At 61.8% G+C, this 19,999-nt stretch carries 20 protein-coding genes; 5 read left to right on the top strand and 15 right to left on the bottom strand.

The window, feature by feature from the left end:
* Positions 1–131 precede the first annotated feature (131 nt).
* The 4 genes from OQE62_RS15280 to OQE62_RS15265 form a co-directional block, all read right to left on the bottom strand.
* A complete protein-coding gene (locus OQE62_RS15280) occupies positions 132–1,868 on the bottom strand; it encodes a SulP family inorganic anion transporter (RefSeq protein ID WP_265722910.1) in 1,737 nt (578 codons plus the stop codon).
* A gap of 124 nt (positions 1,869–1,992) precedes the next feature.
* Positions 1,993–2,430 carry a YeeE/YedE family protein gene (locus tag OQE62_RS15275; protein WP_265722909.1) on the bottom strand — a complete coding sequence of 146 codons (438 nt, stop codon included), beginning with the start codon at positions 2,428–2,430 and terminating at the stop codon, positions 1,993–1,995.
* A gap of 4 nt (positions 2,431–2,434) precedes the next feature.
* Complete coding sequence (locus OQE62_RS15270; RefSeq protein WP_265722908.1) at positions 2,435–2,869, bottom strand: YeeE/YedE family protein; 435 nt, start codon at positions 2,867–2,869, stop codon at positions 2,435–2,437.
* A 5-nt stretch (positions 2,870–2,874) separates the two neighbouring features.
* On the bottom strand, positions 2,875–3,189 hold the full coding sequence (locus tag OQE62_RS15265) for an ArsR/SmtB family transcription factor (RefSeq protein WP_265722907.1): 315 nt from the start codon (positions 3,187–3,189) through the stop codon (positions 2,875–2,877).
* A gap of 98 nt (positions 3,190–3,287) precedes the next feature.
* Between OQE62_RS15265 and OQE62_RS15260 the strand changes: the two genes are divergently transcribed.
* The 3 genes from OQE62_RS15260 to OQE62_RS15250 are packed head-to-tail and all read left to right on the top strand — an operon-like array spanning position 3,288 to position 6,416.
* Positions 3,288–4,166, top strand: a complete 879-nt coding sequence (locus OQE62_RS15260; RefSeq protein WP_265722906.1) for an MBL fold metallo-hydrolase — start codon at positions 3,288–3,290, stop codon at positions 4,164–4,166.
* 48 nt (positions 4,167–4,214) lie between these two features.
* A complete protein-coding gene (locus OQE62_RS15255) occupies positions 4,215–4,634 on the top strand; it encodes a TIGR01244 family sulfur transferase (RefSeq protein ID WP_265722905.1) in 420 nt (139 codons plus the stop codon).
* A 36-nt stretch (positions 4,635–4,670) separates the two neighbouring features.
* Positions 4,671–6,416: a SulP family inorganic anion transporter gene (locus OQE62_RS15250; RefSeq protein ID WP_265722904.1), complete on the top strand. Its 1,746-nt coding sequence runs from the start codon at positions 4,671–4,673 to the stop codon at positions 6,414–6,416.
* Between the two features lie 21 nt (positions 6,417–6,437).
* On the opposite strand, the gene OQE62_RS15245 is transcribed toward OQE62_RS15250, so the two are convergent.
* From OQE62_RS15245 to OQE62_RS15215, 7 genes are all read right to left on the bottom strand, one after another.
* Entirely contained in the window at positions 6,438–7,529 is a 1,092-nt protein-coding gene (locus tag OQE62_RS15245; protein ID WP_265722903.1) for an outer membrane protein assembly factor BamB family protein, read from the bottom strand.
* The gene (locus OQE62_RS15240; RefSeq protein WP_265722902.1) at positions 7,526–9,403 is read right to left on the bottom strand and encodes a toxin-antitoxin system YwqK family antitoxin; all 1,878 of its coding nucleotides are present in this window, start codon (positions 9,401–9,403) and stop codon (positions 7,526–7,528) included. Before OQE62_RS15240 ends, OQE62_RS15245 begins: the two co-directional genes overlap by 4 nt.
* A gap of 12 nt (positions 9,404–9,415) precedes the next feature.
* Positions 9,416–11,659: a hypothetical protein gene (locus OQE62_RS15235; RefSeq protein ID WP_265722901.1), complete on the bottom strand. Its 2,244-nt coding sequence runs from the start codon at positions 11,657–11,659 to the stop codon at positions 9,416–9,418.
* A 412-nt stretch (positions 11,660–12,071) separates the two neighbouring features.
* Positions 12,072–12,281, bottom strand: coding sequence for a cold-shock protein (locus tag OQE62_RS15230; protein ID WP_265722900.1), 210 nt, complete (start codon positions 12,279–12,281; stop codon positions 12,072–12,074).
* A 394-nt stretch (positions 12,282–12,675) separates the two neighbouring features.
* Entirely contained in the window at positions 12,676–13,935 is a 1,260-nt protein-coding gene (locus OQE62_RS15225; RefSeq protein WP_265722899.1) for a family 16 glycosylhydrolase, read from the bottom strand.
* 281 nt (positions 13,936–14,216) lie between these two features.
* Positions 14,217–14,453, bottom strand: coding sequence for a hypothetical protein (locus OQE62_RS15220; protein ID WP_265722898.1), 237 nt, complete (start codon positions 14,451–14,453; stop codon positions 14,217–14,219).
* Between the two features lie 13 nt (positions 14,454–14,466).
* A complete protein-coding gene (locus OQE62_RS15215) occupies positions 14,467–15,126 on the bottom strand; it encodes a glutathione S-transferase family protein (RefSeq protein WP_265722897.1) in 660 nt (219 codons plus the stop codon).
* A 299-nt stretch (positions 15,127–15,425) separates the two neighbouring features.
* Here OQE62_RS15215 and OQE62_RS15210 point away from each other — a divergent pair, with 299 nt between their 5' ends.
* Together OQE62_RS15210 and OQE62_RS15205 are read left to right on the top strand one after the other, a co-directional pair.
* Complete coding sequence (locus OQE62_RS15210) at positions 15,426–16,397, top strand: peptidoglycan-binding protein (RefSeq protein WP_265722896.1); 972 nt, start codon at positions 15,426–15,428, stop codon at positions 16,395–16,397.
* Positions 16,391–16,945, top strand: coding sequence for a hypothetical protein (locus tag OQE62_RS15205; protein WP_265722895.1), 555 nt, complete (start codon positions 16,391–16,393; stop codon positions 16,943–16,945). The genes OQE62_RS15210 and OQE62_RS15205 overlap by 7 nt, the downstream gene beginning before the upstream one ends.
* Positions 16,946–17,270: 325 nt before the next feature.
* Here OQE62_RS15205 and OQE62_RS15200 read toward each other — a convergent pair whose 3' ends face one another.
* The 4 genes from OQE62_RS15200 to OQE62_RS15185 are packed head-to-tail and all read right to left on the bottom strand — an operon-like array spanning position 17,271 to position 19,929.
* Positions 17,271–17,918 (bottom strand): class I SAM-dependent methyltransferase, encoded by a 648-nt coding sequence (locus tag OQE62_RS15200; protein ID WP_265722894.1) that lies wholly within the window; start codon positions 17,916–17,918, stop codon positions 17,271–17,273.
* Positions 17,919–17,947: 29 nt separating this feature from the next.
* Positions 17,948–18,073, bottom strand: a complete 126-nt coding sequence (locus OQE62_RS15195; protein WP_265722893.1) for a hypothetical protein — start codon at positions 18,071–18,073, stop codon at positions 17,948–17,950.
* 2 nt (positions 18,074–18,075) lie between these two features.
* Positions 18,076–18,354: a YrhK family protein gene (locus OQE62_RS15190; protein WP_265722892.1), complete on the bottom strand. Its 279-nt coding sequence runs from the start codon at positions 18,352–18,354 to the stop codon at positions 18,076–18,078.
* 21 nt (positions 18,355–18,375) lie between these two features.
* Complete coding sequence (locus OQE62_RS15185; RefSeq protein ID WP_265722891.1) at positions 18,376–19,929, bottom strand: hypothetical protein; 1,554 nt, start codon at positions 19,927–19,929, stop codon at positions 18,376–18,378.
* Positions 19,930–19,999: the final 70 nt, after the last annotated feature.

Raw genomic sequence — 19,999 nt, 5'->3', positions numbered from 1 at the left:
CGGGTCGCCCAAATACTGGATATTCTGCCAGTAGTGTGGGGGTGGCGACAAGCTCGCCGGGTTTCGCGGCCCGCGGCGTGGAGCCTGCCCCGCGGGCGATCGGGGGGGCCGGATGTTGGATTTCGCGGAGCTCAGTCCAACCTACGTTGCCCGTTACTCGCCGCTGCATCCCCCTGCCGCAGTGCCAGCTCGGCAATATAATTGGACAGGAATACCCGCCCGCTCAATTCCTCCAGAAATTTCGAGCGCCCCAGCCGGTCCAGCACCGGCCCTTTCACTTCGGACAGGTGCAGGCGGATGTTCCACCCGCGCAAGTCGCGGTTGATCTGCTGCAGGCACTCCAGCGCGGTGCCGTCGATGCGGCTCACCGACGACAGGATCAGCACCAGCTCGCGGATATCCGGGTGCCGTTTCAGTTCGCTCAGTATCCGCTCTTCCACCGCGTTGATATTGCTGAAAAACAGGCTTTCGTCGATGCGCAGGAACAGGATCTCCGGCTGGGTGTCGACGGTATGTCGCAGCACATTGCGGAAGTGCTCGGTGCCGGGTACGCGGCCCACCACGGCGATATGCGGCCGGCTGCTGCGCCAGATCAGGGTGGCGAAAGAGAGCCCGATCCCCAGCCCGATACCCGCCTCCACGCCAAACAGCAGCACGCCGAGAAAAGTGCCGGCCATCGCTAGGCCGTCGGTGCGGTCGTAGCGCCAGTTGTGCAGGAAGCCGCGCACATCGATCAGTCCGGCGGCGGCGACGATGATGGTGGCCGCCAGTATCGTCAGCGGCAGCTCGGTAAACAGCGGCGTCAGGTGCATCAGCACCAGTGCCACCAGCGCCGCGGCAATGATGCCGCTCATCGGCGACGCGGCACCGCCCTCGTCGTTGATGGCGGTGCGGGCGAAGCTGCCGGTCACCGCGAAACCGCCGGACAGGGCACTGAACAGGTTGGCCGCACCCAACCCGCGCAGTTCCGCGTCGGCGTTCAGCCGCTCGCCGCGGCGCAGCGCGATGGCGTGGGCGATGGACAGGCTCTCGACGAATCCCAGCAGGGCGATGATCAGTGCCGGCAACAGCAGCCGGTGGACCTGGCTCCAGTCGAACGCCGGTATGGAGAGGGCGGGCAGGCCCGGTGGTATCTCGCCGACCACCGCCATTTCCTTTTCCAGGTGCAGGATCGCGGTCAGCGCGATGGCTACCAGTACCACCAGCATCGGCGCCAGCCGCGCCAGCAGGCGGGCGTTGTGTGCGCGCATGCCCAGTTTGACCAGGGTGATGCCGAGCCACAGTTTCGACATCGCCAGCACCAGCACCGCGCCGATGCCCACCATTGCCGTAAAGGGCGCAGTCTCGGCCAGTTGTGTCAGCGTGCCGGTCAACAACTGCAGGGCGGTGTCACCCTCGGTATCGACACCCAGCAGGGGACTGATCTGGCCGATGATGATCAGGGTCGCGGCGCCGGAGACAAATCCGCTGATCACCGGGTGGCTGAGAAGGTTGGACAGCGCCCCCAGGCGCATCAGTCCCATTGCGAACAGGAACAGGCCACTGAGAGCGGCCAGCAGGACCGCACCGGCGATATATTCGGCGCTGCCGGGCGCGGCCAGGGGGGTGAGCGCGGAGGCAGTCATCAGCGCCAGCACGGCCACCGGACCCACCGACAGCACCGAACTGGAGCCGAACAGTGCGTAACCGATCAGTGGCAACAGGCTGGCGTAGAGGCCGATATGCGGCGGCAGGCCGGCCAGCGCGGCGTAGGCCAGCGCCTGGGGCACCAGCATCATCGTGGCCACCAGCGCCGCGGTCGCATCCCCCGCCAGCCATTGGCGACGGTAATTTTTCAGCCAGTTGGGGATCAGTCTGCGCGCGCGCATATTCTATCCGCGATCAATCCATTGCCGTGGCATCCGGAGACAGACTGAAAAGATAGACGGGAATTGGCGTTGGCGGATGGGCGATGGCCCCTGCCGGGAGTGGCAGGGGCCGGAAGGGGAGGGCTCAGCTGGCTCTCTGACGCCGTTGTGGGCGGCTGGCCAGCTGGAACAGCCCCATGCCCGCCAACATGGCAGCAGTGAAGACGATGGCCTTAAGGGCGCCGGCACCGGTGGCGACGATGGCCGGGCCGGGGCAGAAACCGGCGAGGCCCCAACCGATGCCGAACAGCAGGCTGCCGATCACCAGTGGCCGATCGATATCGCGCCGCGTGGGCAGCTGCATCTTCTCACCCAACAGGGACAGGACACGCCCCTTCGCCAACAGGAACACCGGCAGGCCCACGCCGATGGCGCCGGCCATCACCAGCGCCAGCGACGGGTCCCAGGCGCCGAACAGGTCGAGGAAGGCGAGCACCTTCTGCGGGTTTGCCATACCGGACAGCAGTAGGCCGATGCCGAACACCAGGCCGGCGGCGAAGGCGGAGATCTGTAGTTTCTTCATTGTATCAGGCTCCCAGCAGGTGGCGGATGATGTACACGGTGGCGAAACCGGCGGTCATGAACAGCAGGGTCGCGGTGAGTGAGCGCGGCGACAGGCGGGAGAGTCCGCAGACGCCGTGGCCGCTGGTACAGCCGGAGCCGTAGCGGGTGCCGATACCCACCAGCAGGCCGGCCGCGACCAGCAGCGGGTAGCCCGCATCGATCCGGATGGGCGGCAGGGCGGCAAAAAGGCCCCACAGCGCCGGCCCGATCAGCAGCCCGGCGACGAAGGCCAGCCGCCAGCCGGCTTCGCCCGGCGTGCGCTCCAGCAGGCCGCCGACGATGCCGGAGATGCCGGCGATGCGCCCGTTCGCCAGCAGTAGCAGGGCCGCTGCCAGCCCGATCAGGGCGCCGCCGGCCAGGGCGGACAGGGGGGTAAAGGCGTTCCAGTCTATGGTCACGATAGTTACTCCGCACAGTAGAGTTGATAGAGGGTCTGTAGCAGTTCCAGCACCCGCGGATCGGCAACCCGGTAGTAGACGTGTTTGCCTTCCCGGCGGGTTGTCGCCAGTCCCTCGCGCCGCAGCACGCCCAGTTGCTGCGACAGGCTTGGCTGGCGGATGTCCAGCCGCTCTTCCAGGTCGCCGACGCAGAGCTCCTCCTGGCTCAGCTGGCACAGCAGCATCAGCCGGTCCGGGTTGCCCAGGGAGCGCAGTATGGCCGCCGCCTCGCCGGCGGAGGCGCGCATTCTGTCGAGGCTGATATCTGTGGTGTCGGGCATGGTTGTTACAGTTACTTGATTTACAAAAATATAATATATTGATTTGTATAATATTGGCAAGTATAGTGTTGGTCATATCGAAAGTGGGAGGCGATATCATGTCCGCAAGCAGTCCCGTCACTCAGGTGCAGCCTTTTCTCGACCCGGACACCGAAACCTGGAGCTATGTGGTCTACGACCACACCGGCGGCACCGCCGCGGTGGTGGACCCGGTGCTGGATTTCGACGCCCCGTCCGGCCACACCGGCACCGGGGGGGCCAAGGCCATCATCGAGTTCCTGCGCCAGGAGAAGCTGACCGTCGAGTGGATTCTCGAGACCCATGCCCACGCGGACCACCTGTCCGCGGCGCCCTATATTCGCGAGCAGGTCGGCGGCAGGGTCGCCATCGGCGACCAGATCCAGCAGGTACAGACCATCTTCCGCGAGGTGTTCAACCTGGAGAAAGAGTTTCTGGTGGATGGCAGCCAGTTCGATCACCTGTTCCACGATGGCGACACCTTCAGGGTGGGCGAACTGGACGCGCGGGTGATCTACGCCCCGGGCCACACGCCGGCGGATATGGCCTGGCTGATCGGCGATGCGCTGTTTGTCGGCGACACCCTGTTTATGCCGGATGTGGGCAGCGCCCGCTGCGATTTTCCCGGCGGCGATGCGGCCACCCTGTACCGCTCGGTGCGCAAACTGCTGGAAATGCCGGATGGCACGCGCATGTTCATGTGCCACGACTATCCGCCCTCCGGTGGCCGCGAGCACCGCTGCGAGACCACCGTGGGCGACCAGAAGCGCAACAATATCCACCTGCACGAGGGCGTCAGCGAGGCCGAGTTCGTCGCCATGCGCAGCAAGCGCGATGCGACACTGCCGATGCCGCGGCTGATCATCCCGTCAATCCAGGTCAACATCCGCGCGGGCCAGATGCCGCCGGCGGAGGACAATGGCACCGTCTACCTGAAGGTGCCGATCAACAAGCTCTGAATGTGGAATCGGTACCTGCGGAGTAGTCGCAGTGCCCGGGAGAGACTGATGATGAATATCAAACAACTCGACGAACAGGTCAGTGTGTCGGACCAGTTCAGCTGTGAAGCGATGTCCGAACTGGCCGCATCCGGTGTGCAGGTGATTGTCTGCAACCGCCCCGAAGGCGAGACCGAGGACCAGCCGAGTTATGCCGAAATGGAGAAAGCCGCTGCGGATGCCGGCCTGGAGTTTGTCGCCATCCCGTTTGCCCGCGGTCGCATGACTGAAGCGCACTGCCGGCAGTTTGCCGAGTTGCTCGACGGGGGCAGGAGGATTCACGCCTTCTGCCGTACCGGCAACCGCTCCTGCAATGTCTGGGCCGGTGCGCGGCTGCTCGCCGGTGCGGACGGGAAAAAGCTGCTCGAAAGTGCCGGCGGTGCCGGGTTCGATATCAGCGGTGTGCTGGTGTCGATGAAATCGCAATAACCGGCAGCCGCCGAACGTCGAATCGTGGAAGTCCCCATGCGCGCACTGGCCCGCTATCTCCCCGTCGCCGGGTGGTTGCGTCACTACGACCGGCAGACATTAAGCCGCGACCTGCTGGCCGCCGCCATCGTCACCGTCATGCTGATCCCGCAGTCGCTCGCCTATGCGCTGCTCGCCGGCCTGCCGCCCGAGGTCGGCCTCTACGCGAGTATCGTGCCGCTGCTGGCCTACGCGGTCTTCGGCACCAGCTGTACCCTGTCCGTGGGGCCGGTGGCGGTGGCATCGCTGATGAGTGCGGCGGCACTGGGGGAGGTGGCGCGCACCGGCAGCGCGGACTACCTGCTGGCGGCGGCGCTGCTGGCACTGCTGTCGGGCCTCTTCCTGACCCTGCTCGGGATACTGCGCCTCGGGTTTCTCGCCAACTTCCTGTCGCACCCGGTGATCTCCGGTTTTATTACCGCGTCCGGGCTACTGATTGCCTTCAGCCAGTTGAAGCACCTGTTCGGTGTCGATGCCGGCGGACACAATCTTCCGCAGCTGATCGAGGCGCTCGCCGGCAGCGTCGGCGATACCAATCCCTATGCGCTCGCTACCGGTGCTGCGGTGATCGGTTTCTTGTACTGGTCGCGCCGCGGTGCCGACTCACTGCTGCAGCGCCTGTCGGTGCCCGGGCATGCGGCCGCCCTGCTGGCCAAGGCCGCGCCGGTGGTGGGGGTGATCGCGACCATCGCCATCGCCGTGGCGTTCGACTTCGAGGGCAAGCAGGTGGCGCTGGTGGGGGAGATCCCCCCGGGGCTGCCATCGCTGCAGCTGCCGTCGCTGTCCTGGCCGTTGGTGGAATCGCTGCTGGTACCGGCGATGATGATCTCCATCATCGGCTATGTGGAATCCGTTTCCGTGGGCAAGACGCTGGCGGCCAAGCGACGCCAGAAAATCGATGTGAACCGGGAGTTGGTCGGCCTCGGTGCGGCGAATATCGGTTCCGGCCTGTCCGGCGCCTTCCCGGTGACCGGCGGCTTTTCCCGCTCGGTGGTCAATTTCGATGCGGGCGCCGAAACCCAGATGGCCAGTGTCTTCACCGCCATCGGTATCGCGCTGGCCTCGCTGTTCCTGACCCCGTTCCTCTACTACCTGCCCAAGGCGACCCTTGCGGCGACCATCGTGGTGGCGGTGCTGTCGCTGGTGGACCTCTCTATACTGCGCAAGACTTGGCGTTTCTCCAGGAGTGATTTCCTCGCCGTGGCCATCACCATTGCGGTCACGCTGCTGTTCGGCGTCGAGGCGGGTGTCTCCTGCGGCGTACTGGCCTCCATCGCCCTGTTCCTGTATCGCACCTCGCGGCCGCATATTGCCGAAGTGGGACTGGTCGAGGGCACCGAACACTTCCGCAATGTGAAACGCCACGAGGTCCTGACCGATCCACAGATACTGACGATCCGCGTGGACGAAAGCCTGATGTTCTCCAACGCCGGTTACCTGGAGGATCGTATCTACGCCGACCTGGCGGCCAGTGAGCAGGTCAGGCACGTGATCCTGATGTGCAGTGCCATCAACGAAATCGACTGGAGCGCGCTGGAGGTGCTGGAGGCTGTCAACGAACGCCTGGCGGAGCAGGGCATGCAGCTGCACCTGTCTGAGGTCAAGGGGCCGGTGATGGACCGGCTGCAGAGCACCGGTTTTCTGCAGCAGCTGTCCGGCAAGGTCTACCTGTCGCAGTACCGCGCCTTTGTCGACAACCGCTCGGCAGCGGACCGGCCCTCTGCGGTATCCGAGACTGCCTGAAGCGCGGCGCGGGCGAGCGTTCTACTGCAGTGCGTAGATATAGCCGTCGATGGTGCCGACGTACAGGCGGTCGCCGTACACGGTAATGCTCGTGACCGTATCGCTCAGTGTTTCGGACCGCCAGAGCAGTTCGCCGCTTACCGGTTCCAGGGTGCAGACCTGTTTGCCGCAGGCCGCATAGATCCGCTCGGCGGTGGCGGCGATGGAGCGGAAGACCCGCTCTCCGAATGACCAGCGCAGTTCACCGCTCTGTGCATCCACCGCCCGCAGCGGTCCCAGGCCACTGATATACACCAGCCCGTGAGCCACGGTGGGCGGGTGGTCGATCCGTACTCCGGCATCGAAAGACCAGTTGATCTCGCCGCTGTCGGCGTCGACCGCCGACAGCTTCTGACCCCAGCCGCCCACAAAGACCTGGCCCTTGTGCACCACCGGCGCGGTGGTCAGCCACTGCCTGCCGCCGGCGGGGGCCCGCCAGCGCTCTTTGCCGGTTGCCGCGTCCAGTGCGTAGAGGTGGCCGTCGAAGGAGGAGGCGAAGAGGGTGCCGCTCACAAGTGTGACGGCGGCGCCCACCGTCCGCGCAGCCGCGAACTCCCAAACCGGTTCACCGGTCGCCGCATCCAGGGCGTGCACCTGCTCGTCGAAACCGCCGAAATACACGCGGCCGTTTTTTACCGCCGCCGCGCCCTGCGGGGTTTTGTCGAAGCGGCTACTCCACAGCGGCTCGCCGGAGGCGCGGTCCAGGGCGTAGAAGTGGTCGTCCTCACTGGCGACATAGACCCGGTCTCGATCCACGGCGACGCTGCCGCGGATATTGTCGAAGGCCTTGAAGCGCCACCGCCGCTTGCCGGTGTGCAGGTCCAGGGCGTAGACGGATTCGTCGGTGGTGCCGACAAACAGGGTGTCGCCGGCGATAACCGGCGTTTCGGTCAGTACGCCGAGGGTGAGGAAGCGCCACAGCTCCTCCGGTTTTTCCGCCGGCCCTTCGCCTGCGAACAGCCCGGTGCGCTCGGCATTGCCGCGGTACTCCACGTCGTTTCCCGCCGGCCCGCAGCCCGCGATTGCGAGCACCATTGCCGCCAGGCGGACGCCGTACCTGAACTGTGCCATCATCGTTTTTTAGTCTCTTCGCTGTCATCGATCGAGCGCACGTAGGTGCCGTTATCGTATTCTTCGGCCATATAGCGCTCTCCGTAGGAAAGGAAGTACTCTGAGAGTCCGTGGCGCTTGCCATTGCGGAAGCGTTCGACCTCCACCAGCGCACCGTTGCTGTACGCCTCACGCTTCCCGTGTTTCTTACCGTCCTTGTAGGGGATGACTTCCCGCAGTGAGCCATTGTGGGCGAAGACGTAGCTTTTGCCGGCGGGGTCGCCGTGCTCGAAGCGGAATCGGGCCATTTCATAGCCCTCGTCGGAATAGGCGAGCCAGGGGCCGTGTCTTTTTCCGTCGACGTATTCACCCTCGAAGATACCTTTAACGAATTCGTCGTATTCGCGCCAGCGGCCGGTTTTCTCGCCGTGGCGGTATTCGCCGCGGCTGACCAGGCTGCCGTCCTTTTTCCTCTTGACCTGCTCGCCGTGCAGCTCGCCGGCGACGTAGTGCTCTCGCAGCGATCCGCCGTCAGTGGCCTCTTCGCGCCTTTCCCCCTGCAGGCGTCCTTCGTTGTCGTAGGATTCATAGACAGTGCGACCGTACTCACTGATTACCCAGTCGCCGACTTTTTCGCCATTCCGGTACTGACCGTTGGACAGCACATTGCCATCCTTGTCGACCTCTCGGTAATCGCCGACCGGTACGCCGTGCTCGTAGCGGGTAATCTCAGTGGCATCGGCCCGCGCGTAGGAGGGGCGGATCTGGAGACCGTGCGGCTCGCGATCGACGGTTTCGCGGCGATAGATAACCTCTTCGCCGTCGTCTGCGTATCTCTCCTCCATGATCCAGCGGCGGTCATCGCTGTAGATAGTGCGCCGTGACAGGCTGCCATCGTCGTTATAGCGCTCTTTGCGCTCCGCCGGGCCATAGGCACTGTCCTCGACGATAAGCAGCCTGGTCAGATTGCCTTTCCGGTCGTAGCTGCGCCGCTCGGTCAGCTTGCCGTTATCGTCGCGGTGCTCGTAACTTTCGGGCGAGCCGTCCCGGTAGAAGTAGCGGGCATCCCCGCGCTTGCGGCCGTCGACATAGTGGATTTCCTCCTCCAGCGCACCGTTTCTCCAGCGCTTGGCCACGCCGTGTCGTTTCCCTGCCCGGTAGTGTGTTTCCTCGCTGAGCTCTCCTTTTCGCCACGCCTTGACCAGGCCGTGTTTCTCGCCGTCGACGTAGGGGGTCTCGAGCACTTTTTCGCCATCGCTGGTGAAGCGCTGAAACAGGCCGTCCATCTGGCCGTGTTTGTAGTGGGCGCGCTTGAAGACGACACCATCGCGGGAGTGCTCGTGCACACCGTGCTTCTCGCCATCCACGATCGTGTAGCGCTCTTTCACCGCCCCGTTTTTGTCGTAGCGGATACGCTCGCCGTCGGCTTTCTCACCGTCGACATAGTGCCGCTCGCTTTCCAGCTGGCCGCTGGCGTAGAAGTGTCGTTCGCTGCCGTGACGCACGCCGTTGCGCAGTTGGGTGACGGTGTAGTGGCCGTTTTTCCGGTAGCGGGTGAACTCGCCGTGCCACTTGCCATTTTCGTTGCGGGTGCCGCGCAGTTTTACACTGCCGTCTTCGTAGTAGTGGATCTCCTCACCGACCATATGTGCGCTGGCGAGGTCGGGGCCATCCAGCTGTGTCTTGAGCGCCGGTACGGCCTCGCCGTCGCTGCCGTCCTTGTAATAGAGCGTGAGCTTCCAGCGATCGCCGTCGCGCACCGCCGGTGCATGGTAGTAGACGGCTTTATCGCTGCCGGCCTCGACCGGCTGCAGGTTGTAGTCCAGCCATTGCCGCGGTTGCTCCGCGGCCCACAGGACTGAAGGCAGGAGCGCCAGTAAAATCCAGAGTGCTTTCATTTTTTCACCTCCTTATGGCAGCGGTTGAAAGCTTGCGGACCAGCTTCGTTCTTCGGGCTCGCCGGTAAATACCAGCTGTTCGATCCGCTGTACTTTGCCGGCCAGTCTCAGCCGGCCGCTGTGTGTCAGATAGTCACCGACCGAGGAGGCATCGAGGGAGACCCCGCTGTTCGGTGGAACGGGGGCCAGTGCCCGGCCCTGCTCGCCGATAAAGCGATAGCGCCGCAGGAAATCGGCGATGGGTTGCTCCGGGTCGATCTCTCCCGGCAGCTGCGTCGGATCCACCAGCCAGGGCCTGTCACCCAGGGAGCCAAGAACCGCCTGCCATTTTGCCTGTCCCTTGCAACGCACGGCGTTTTCGACCCGGATGTCGTAGAAGTAGCTGCGCACCCCGTCCTCGGTACCGACTTGCCAGTGTTGTGTGGTGCTGAGTCGGTTATCGTCGGTTGTCTCCGCGGTTTGCCGGAGCCAGACAAGCTGGTGGCCGTTGATCTGAGGCGCTTCGACCACTACGGGTTTACAGGCTTCCGCCAGGGAGCCGGGCAGCTCCAGGGATAGTTGGTTGCGTTGCGGCTGTGGCAGTTCCAGTTCGTCCAGCTCTATCCCGGCGGCGGTATTGCCGGTTTCATCGCCGTAGAGCAGGACCTCGCCAGTCGGTGGCAGGCTCAGGTCGTTGCGCAGGGCCGCCTCGGTGACAAAGCGCAGCTGATAGTCGAAGGGTTCGCTATCGGTTTCGCTGAGCAGGTAGAGGGTCAGGGTTTCCGGCATCTCGCGTTCGAAAACCACGCGGGTATCTCCGGCGGCGTAGCGGCCCAGCGCTACCAGCCGCAGCATCTCCCGCTCCTCTGCACTGAGCCAATCGCCGTCGGATACGTACCCGCGGGCGTCGGTCAGGTCGTGAATCCGGGGACTGAAACGGTGCGCTTTCGTGTTGTGAAAGCGGAGCCGGAACTCACGCGGATTGTCCGTCGGTATCGCCTCGGCGCGGGCACCGCGCGATGCCACCACCGTCGCCTTTTCCGGATTCAGCGGCAGGGTCAGGGCCTCGGCCACCAGTGGCCGGTAGTGCCCGGTCGCGGTGATCTGCTGGACCTTCTGTAATTGCTCGTTGGCGTTGTCCCACCCCAGCGGGATGAACTGCGCCATGGTGTGGTGCTGTTCGGTCGCGGGGTCGATGTAGATGTAGCGCGACGAGCGGAAGAGATTGAGGGGCAGAGGGTTGCCGGCGGCGTCCTGCAGCTCCAAGTCTTCCAGTTCGAAGTCGCCGGACAGGTTGTTGTTGTCGAAACCGTGGCTGATGCTCAGGCGCAACTGGTCGTCAAAGGTGGAGAAACTGCCTACCGGCGAGGGGACTACCTGTTCCTCTGTGGCAGTATCGACCAGTTCGCCCGGTGCCGGAGCCGGTGGGAAGGGGCGACCTTCCTCTCCGCCGAGATTCACCTCCAACAGCCAGTCGCCCAGCGAAGAGGGCGATCCCTCCGGCAGCATTACCAGCTTCTGGTGGCTGGTCCCCTTGATGCCGTGCCGTTCTATTTCGGTTTCGCTGACCAGTGCCAGGCGCTTCAACCAGCCGTTACCCCGCTCCAGCACCATGGTGCCCCGCAGGCGGACCTTTTCTCCCTGTGCTTCCAGTGTGGTGACGACCTCGTCGTCCGTCACCTGCTCGGTAGTCAATTGCAGTTTGCCGATACCGCGGAAGTCGGGCAGTGTGATCCTTTCCCCCTCGTTCAGAGGAATGGCCGGCTGCGGGAACCCGGGCGGGCTCATCTGCTTTTTCAGATTGTCCACCACCGGGTCGGGGCCTTCTTCCAGCACTGTCTGCCAGAGATCCTCGTTGCGGTTGACGAAGCGCTCGATACTCCCGGTGTCGGAATCGATATCCACTTCGAAGCCGGCGGACATCAGCTCGCGCAGCACCGTGGTGCCACGTTTGCCGTCGGGATTGGTGCTGGAAAAGCTCTTGCGGCCGTCGAGGGAAAAACGGGTGTAGGGGGCCTCTATCCCCAGTTTCAGTGTGGCGCCGGTGTCGAGCACTTGATAGCGCAGCACCGCATCGTTCTCCATCCTCATGGTGCGCTTGCGGGAGGAATCGCCCACGCGAATCCGGGTTTGGCTGTGAACCTGGTAACTGCGCACATCGCCCTTCGATGGAGAGAATACGATCGTGCCCGGCGGCGTGTCGGGGCCCCGGGAGCAGGCGGTGAGGAGCGCGATTACGGCCAGCACGGCGGAGAAAAGATAGTTGTGGCTTTTCATGGAAATCCCTGTCTTCTTGCTCAAACCCCGAAAACGCAACCTCACACTGATCGCGAAGCGCAGTGGTGCAGGGTTCTGTGGAGATATGACTGAGTTGTTACAGGCTATGGCGTTAACCGCGGCCACGCTGCGATATTGTGGAAGGGGTATAACAACCGGGCGGGTAAAGTGCTGCTCGGGCTGAACTCTCCGATGCCTTACATAACCGGCGGCGGATTATATCACCGGTGAAGATCGGCGTGTAGGTGGTGGGGGCATTCAGCGGAGCCTGGCGATATTGCGGGCTGTCCCCTACACCCGTGGTGGCAATCTATCGACGGGGTGCGGATGCTGACTGGGAAAAGAGGGGGAGTACCGGCCGGAGCCGGTACAATGGGCACCAAATGTCATTGGTGCCCGCAGTGATTATCCGTTAGACAACCACGATATTTTCCGCTTGCAGACCCTTCGGGCCCTTGGCGACAGAGAAGGAGACCTGCTGGCCTTCGACCAGGGTGCGGAAGCCGGAATCGCTGATGGCGGAGTAGTGGGCAAAAACGTCCGGGCCGGACTGCTGCTCAATAAAACCGAAGCCTTTGGATTCGTCGAACCACTTAACGGTTCCTGTAACGGTGTCAGACATAATCGTGTCCTTTAAACTTGACAGTGAAATAGCCATACGAGATGGCGGGTGTGGCGGGAAATAAGCAGGACTGAAAACTGATGGACGAGGATTATGGGTATAACTTCGTAACAGGAGAAATATTCGTGTTGCTTAATTTCTAGCTCCCACGCAGTCTATAGCGGATTGGCCGGAAGTCAAACAATTCTTTTGCTCCCGGCCTCTGGGGGCAGGCTTGTTCTGGCACGCCGGCGGGGAAAGTGGCCCCATTCTCCCGATTTCCGGTTACACAGAACCACTATGGGCCCCGAAATCGGGAAAATCTGCACTGATTCTCCCACCTTGCCGGCTGCAGATCCCCGGGTCCCACCGGAGGGTGGAGCATCCGCCCCGCCCTCCGGGGACTGCCCGGTCGCTACTGGTAGACCCGCACATAGTCCACATACATCCGCTGCGGGAAGCTGCTGGAGCCATCAGGGCTGCCGGGCCAGTCGCCGCCCACGGCCACGTTCAGCAGGATGAAGAAGGGGTGGTCGTAGACCCAGTTGCCGTACTGCTCCACCTGGGCGCGGGTCGCGCTGTAGAACTGGTTGCCGTCCACAAACCAGCGGACGCTGTTGCTGTCCCACTCCACCGCATAGACATGGTAGTTGGCATCCACGCTTTCGCCGACATCGTGGGTGCCGGTGATCGGCGTGTTGCCGGAGTAGCCGGGGCCATGCAGTGCGCCGTGGGTCAGGGTGGGCTCGTAGCCGACGTGTTCCATGATGTCGATCTCACCGGAATCCGGCCAGCCGGTACCGCTGAAGACATCGTTGCCCAGCATCCAGAAAGCGGGCCAGATGCCCTGGGTCTGCGGCAGCTTGATGCGCGCTTCGATGCGCCCGTACTGGAACTCCCGCTTGCCGGAGGTGATCATGCGGGTCGAGGTGTACTCGCAGGGGCCGTACCAACAGTCGTGGCCGCCCTCCTGGCGGGCCTCGATCACCAGCACGTTGCTCTCCGCCTGGCCGTCGTACTGGATGGAGGCATTCTGGCCACCGGTGTAGTATTGCAGCTCGTTGTTGCCCCAGCCGCCGCCGCCGGTTTCGAAGGACCAGTTGCCCAGGTCGAGGCTGTCGAACTCGTCGCTCCAGACCAGGTTCTGGCCGTTACCATCGTCGCCACCGTCGGCGCTGACCACCTCGATCCAGTTGAGGTTCCAGTTGCCGGTGACGGCATAGACACCCAGGCTGTAGTTGCCGGCATCGATATGCACCGTGTGGGAGATGGTCTGCCAGTTCTGCCAGCCGCCGGTATCCGGCACATTCAGGCTGCCCAGTACGATGGCGCCGCCGTTCAGGTCGTTGGAGATGGTGCCGCCACCCTGGCTGGCCACGCGAAAGCGGATGGTGTAATTGCCGGACGCCGGGATATGGACGTTGTCATAGGCCAGCCATTCGCCGGTCTCGGTCCAGCCCACATTGAAACCGCCGCCGCTGTCCTGGGTTGCCTCGATATCCACATCGTCATTGCGGTAGGCACCGCCGGTGTTGCCCGGGGTGGTGTCGGAAAACGCGTTGTAATCCTCGGCCTGGATCACCTCCGCCCGCGCCGGTGACAACGCGCAGAGCAGGAGCAGGGCCGATGCCGCTTTCAGCAGTCGCTGATTATCTTTCAGTTGTGAAAATCTCATGGGTCTATCCCTTGTGACTGGGTTGGGGCGAGCAGGAGAAGTCTTGCCGGCAGACCTCTTGCCGTTAACCCTCCGTACGAACGCCCCATATTATTGAAATTTATTTTGCTTGAGCGCCGGCCACTGCGGCCAGCCCAGCGATTATCCAACCGGTAAGCGGCCGGTTTCGCCCCGGAAAGCGCCGTCAGAGGAAAGTGGTACTCAATAGCGTAAAAGGTGACGCCATTTTTGATGGTTACGGGGAAAGTGGGTAGCCCCGGGGGCAGGGTAATGGAAATAATTCATTCAGGCGCACCCGGGCCCAACAGGCCCTGCCAGCAGCCCACATCGATCCAGCGGCCGACCTTGTGCCCGGCCGCTTTGAAGTGTGCCACTTTTTCCATGATCTGGCCGGCGTCTTCGGGGCGGGCGGCGCGGATCATGGTCGTGCGTGTCGGTAGTGGAACCAAGGGATTCTCTGCGCCACCATAGCGGACGGTAACCAATCCCGGCAGTGTGCCCGCCGAACTGGACGGCATTGCCGTAGCCGGCTCAGTCCCGCTCCGGCGCACCCAGCGGGAACAGTGACCGGTAGGGGCGCGCCTCCTCCACCGCACGGGCAAAGGACGGTCTCTGCAGCAGTTGCTGGCGGTAGGCGTGTACATTGGCAAATCCGGGGTCGATCGGGTAGGTCCAGTCGGCGTAGAAGAGCGCCGGGGCCGCGGCGCAGTCCGCGAGCGAGAAATCCTCCCCCGCCGCCCATTCGCGGTCGCGCATTTTCTCATCGAGCCATTGGTAGGCGGTGTCGAACATTTTCTCTGCCTCTGCAACACCGTACGGGTCTCGCTGATCCGCCGGGCGGAGGCTGTCTAATACCAGTTTCTGCTGCGGGGTCGAGACGTACAGATCGAAGAAGCGGTCCATAAAGCGCACTTCCAGTGCCGCCCGCGGATCGTCCGGCAGCAGCGATACCGGCCCCGGGTGGTGGAGTGACAGATGCTCGATAATGATGCTGGCTTCGGAGAGCGCCCGGTCGCCGTCCACCAGTACCGGGAAGCGCCTGAACGGCCACAGCCGTGCCAGTTCCTCGGTATTCTGCGGCTCATCCGGCGACAGCATGCGGAACTCGAAGGAGGTTTCATTCTCGTAGAGGGCGATCAGCACCTTCTGGCAGTAGGACGAGAAGGGGTGCGCGTAGAGTGTCAGTGCCATATCCGGCTCCTTTCTGTTTCAACCGCGGGGCGGAGGCTGTGTTGTATAATCAATTCCTGGTCGCCTGGCGGAGGCGGCAATCGACAGTCCGGCGGAATATTCTCCGGCACTTCAGTCAGTGGGGCGGCGATGGAAAGTTGGGACCCGGAGATCAATGTCGGTCGGCTGCTTTCACCTGGAAAACCCCGTCGGTGCCCTTTCACGGTTGGTGATGAAATAAAGGCTGGCGCCTGAATCTCTTTTGCACGCTGCATGGGTTGGATATACTGAGCAACTTTTAACCAATAATGAGCGCTTCTATGTCAAAAGGCATTGGTCAGTCAGTTGGGAATGGCGGCGTCAATAATCGCCGCGATGTAATACTAATACAAATTTATCTTAACAACTTCCTCAGTGAGAGCTCGTCGGAAAAGGTTATTGCAAAAGACGGCCTGATCGGCCCGAATACGATATCGGCGATTATCTGGTTCCAAAAGAACATGGTGGGGATGAATCATCCTGATGGTAGGGTTGACCCCAATGGGAAAACATTTCGCTACCTTACGATGTATCTTGATGAAAGTGAGCAGGAAGAGATAGAAAAGAATATCGATTCGGTCGGAACTTCGAAGGAGGTTGGCGTCAGTAAGGAAAGGGTTCGATCAAAAGCGGGGCTTGATGGGTTTCAGGTAACATACAATGGAGTTGCCGAAGACAAAAGGTCCGTTGATGGATATTCTATAAATGTAATAAAGCTCGCATTGAAAGAATCGGGGATGGCGGCCGCAGTAATTACGTCAACTTACCGGACGCCGGAGGAGCAGGCTGGGATCATGTTGAGAAATGCCAAGAAAAGCCTGAAAGGTCAGTATCGTCTTTATGGCTCCGCTGGAGATCAGGTTTTGAAGGTTTACGAGGACAATAAGTCAAAGAAAGAGTCTGAAGTTGTTGACTTGATGGTCGATAAGGTTAATGAGTTATCCAAAAAGGGGATCCGTGTTTCCAAGCATTGTGTGTCTCCCGAGGATTACAGGAAACTGAATGTAATAGATATTGGAGTTAACTCAACAAGAGCAGCCGTTAAAAAATTCCATAAAGATAAGTTCACTAAAGCCCTAAAGGCTCTGGTAGACGAGGGGTACATAGAGCGTCTGATTGATGAAACCGGGAAATCCAACTCCTGTTGGCATATTGAAATAAAACCTAACAAGAAGAGTATACCTGAATATGGTAAGGGGTCTATTTTGCATCCCATTAAATATATTAACAATGGTGAGGCGATGATATGTTGAAGATCAGTTTGCTTGCATGTGCCTTTTTGCTCTCCGGGACGGCATGTGCTCAAGAGAGCAGTATGGCTTGCCCCTACTCTGATAAAGTTGAATACGATCTGGAGCTTCCTGTTTCTGGCCGTTTGGTTAGTGAGGGCAGGGAACGTGACGAGGATAGTGGAGAATACATTGTAAAACGCGAGGTGAGCCTCGATAACGGCGATTCCGTATACATCGAGCAGAAATACTGTTCAATGTATAACCTGACGGTGGTTTACCGCTTAAGCGAAGTCAAAGAGTTCGGCTTCGCGAAAGGGCTGGATGTTATACATAGTATTATTAAAGGTGTGGATCAAGACTATAGCTTGAAGTCTCCGCTTGGAGGTATCGTCAAAATGACAATGAACCAACGGCGTCTCACTCTGAGTGACTCCTTCGAGTATGGGCTGCCCCTGCAAGCGGCCCGGTCCTCGGAGAATGTGGAGCATACAATCGGTTTTGAGCTGCTTCCAGATAGCAGTGACTTTCCCGCGGAAATTCAGTTTTATCTGGGGGTTGGCGGCTTGTAGTCTGCCCTTTGAAAGCCAAGAGGGTTCTTGTTCGTCGTGTCCAAGCTCTCGCGTTCTGAGGTGGGCCGGTTTTCGTACCTGCTACCCGGATATTCGAGATGCAGCCACCCCCGTGGCCCACATCGAGGAAGATCACCTCCTGCAATCGCTTATTGATTTCCAGGCTGTCGGGGTTGTAGAAGTAGACAACCGGCCCCTTGGCGTAGCGAATCCCGGCCATGGTTGTTCTCTCTGTTCTGGCCTCCCGGAAGGCGTGGCTGTACAGTGATTAGGCCTTTCTCCTGCTGCCAGGGGCTCGAGACCGAGGCACTCCGGTGGGTGGGCTTTATTCTGGCTGGCAGAGGGCGATATTGATAAGTTTTTCCACCACTTCGCCGGTGTTACTGACGTCCGTCTCCCGGTGCTGCTGACAGTCCAGCACCTCAAAACCGGACTCGCGCAGCAATTGCTGCCCCGCTGTGTCGTGGTAGAGGCGGAAGCCGAAGGGGACGAAGGGCAGCTGCTGCATAAACTCCCGGTCCCCGAAGGCGATACAGAAGCGCCCGTGGGGTTTCAGGGTACGGCGGATCTCCGCCAGGTGTCGGGCGGGATTCTCCCAGAAATAGAGGGTGTGTATCGTCAGGATCTTGTCGAAATGGTCTTCGGCAAAGGGCAGGTTGTCGGAACTGCCGCGGAGAAACCGTGCAGCCCCCGAAGAGACGGCTCGGCTATTGTTCCTCTGCGCCTCGGCCACCATATCGGCGGACCAGTCCAGGCCGGTATAGGCAATACCCTCGGCCGCACCCACGATATCGGCGACAAAGGCGCCGTTGGCCGGCCCTATCTCCAGGATCCGCTCCGCAGCCGCGAGCTGCAGCAGGTCGATACATTTGTGGTTCAGGGCGCGATTGGCCTCGTTCATCCTGCCTGCCACTTCTGCTGCATCTGTGCCAGTGGGGCAGCGCAGCTGGGCGGCCAGTTCCCGGTCATCCATATTTGTTCTCCTTAACGATACAGTCTGCTTCAGCCCGGATTGGACGGAGCATGTTGGTCTTCGGTCTGCTTTTCGGTGTTTTTGTCGAGATACTGGAGCATGGCTTCCGTCACCACCCGGGGCTGTTCGAGCGATGACAGGTGGCCGGCTTGCACACTCAATTCTCCCACTGGCTTGTAGGAAGGCGTTTCAGGTGAATATGGCTGACGAGGCGGATGCTGGGGCGAACCAGAAACTGCACACTGCCGAAAATAAAAAACCAACTGCCCAGGCTTTCCATGGCAGGGTAGAGAAACAGGATGCTGCCGGCGAGAAACCAGATGGCGATCAGGAAGTCGTTGGCGATGCTGGCGAACTCATAGCGTCGGCGAATTACGACTTCCTCGCGGCCGATAGTGAAAGTGAGCGGTGTATCGATCTGTTTTCCGTCCGGCATCCGGACCTCCCGGCAGGTTATTCAGGCCTTCTCTTTCGGGCTCCAGGCGTCGAGTACGCCGTTCAACGTTTGATCCTGGTCACACGCGATCCGTATCTGGAGCTGGTCCACATGTGTGTCCCGGGTCAGGGGCAGTTCATAGCGGGCCTCCCAGGGCGCCTCGCCGTACACCGGCTCGTCCAGGGTGTGCGGGTCGACGGCTTCGCCGTCGATGTCCAGGCTCTCGCCGGTGCACAATAGTTCCGTCCAGCCGTCTGTCGGCGAGCCGTCCTCATCCAGTGGGCGCAGGGCCAGCGTCGCGTCGCCGATGCGGCCGTAGGGATTGCTGACGGCGATCCGGATAAGCCCGGCGGCACCCTCCAGGGGCAGTAGGGCGGCGGACAGCAGTGTCTCGCCGGAGAGTTCCCAGTGGGTAATGTCGAGCGGCTCGGTGTCGCCGGTCTTTTCGGTTTCCTGCGCGGATGTACCGCGTCGGGCGAGGTGTCGGTTCAGTTCGCCCAGCCCCATCTCGTCCAGCTCGTCGAAAAAATCCTCATCCAGTTTGTCGCGCGCCCTGTCCAGATCCAGCCCGGCGTCCAGCAGCAGGTCCAGCAGGGCACAGCGCCGGGCCATCAACGACGCCTGCTCCTCCTGCGTCAGGGACAGGGCGCACGCCCGGGCCAGCAACGCCCGGCGCTCGCGCTCCGCCTCGGCCATCAGCCGGTGCAGGTTGGAACCGTCTTCATTGATGCGGCTGTTGTCCACCGAGATGGAGTGGGAGCCGGCCGGCCCCCAGTGCTTCTTCAGGTGGTAGGCGTAGTAATCGGAGTCCGGCAGGTCGTCCTCCCACAGCAGTTGCGAGGTGCAGACCTGGGCCAGGGGATTGAGCGAAGCGGTCACCGCTTTGTTCACATCCATTCCATCGGCCAGCAGGGCCCCAACGGCGGACCGGTCCAGCCGCGCGCAGTGGTAGATGAAAAGCAGCTTTTTCGCCGGCGCAGCGGGTTTGGCAATGCCGAGCAGGGCGTCCAGTAGAGTGGGAAAGGGCAGCAGGTCGCGCAGCAGCTGCTGGCCCAGGCTGAAGGGTTTTGTTCCCGCCGCCCGACAGGCCCCGATAAACCGCTCGAGGCCCTCTTCACCGCCGCTGTAGAACGCCAGTTCCGGCGCTGTCAGTCCCAGCAGATCCCTGTCTGCAACCTTGGCCCCGGCGCGCAGCAGGCGATCCATGGCCGGGCCGTTGCCCAGGCGGCAGGCGGTCAGAAGTGGGGTGCGGTTGTAGCCCAGGTCGGGGCCGAAGCTGTCGGCCAGGTGCTGTTCGATTCCGGTGATCGGGTATTCGATACCCTGCATGGCGGCACTGTGCCGGACCGGATCGCGGAGGGCGTTATCCGCGGGTGCCGCAAACATAAGCGCCTGCCGGTCCTGACACAGGTATTCGATGGCGGCGAGGTTGTAGCTCTCAATGGCCACGTCGAAGACTGTCCGCCCGCGTTTGTCCACCAGGCAGCGGCTTTCCAGGGCGCCCAGCTTCGCCTCGATATCGTCTTCGCCGGCCTCGACTGCCCGGCACAGGGTTTCCAGTTCGTTTTCGTTCATCGCTTCCTGCCTTGAATCCCTTTGGGGAATGCCTGAGGAAGAATGCTGCGCAAGCCAGCGGGCGTCAAGT

This window comes from Microbulbifer halophilus (genome assembly GCF_026183675.1).
Classification (GTDB): Bacteria; Pseudomonadota; Gammaproteobacteria; order Pseudomonadales; family Cellvibrionaceae; genus Microbulbifer; species Microbulbifer halophilus.
The sequence above is the reverse complement of the archived record's forward strand: the minus strand, read 5'-3'. Positions and strand labels throughout refer to the sequence as shown.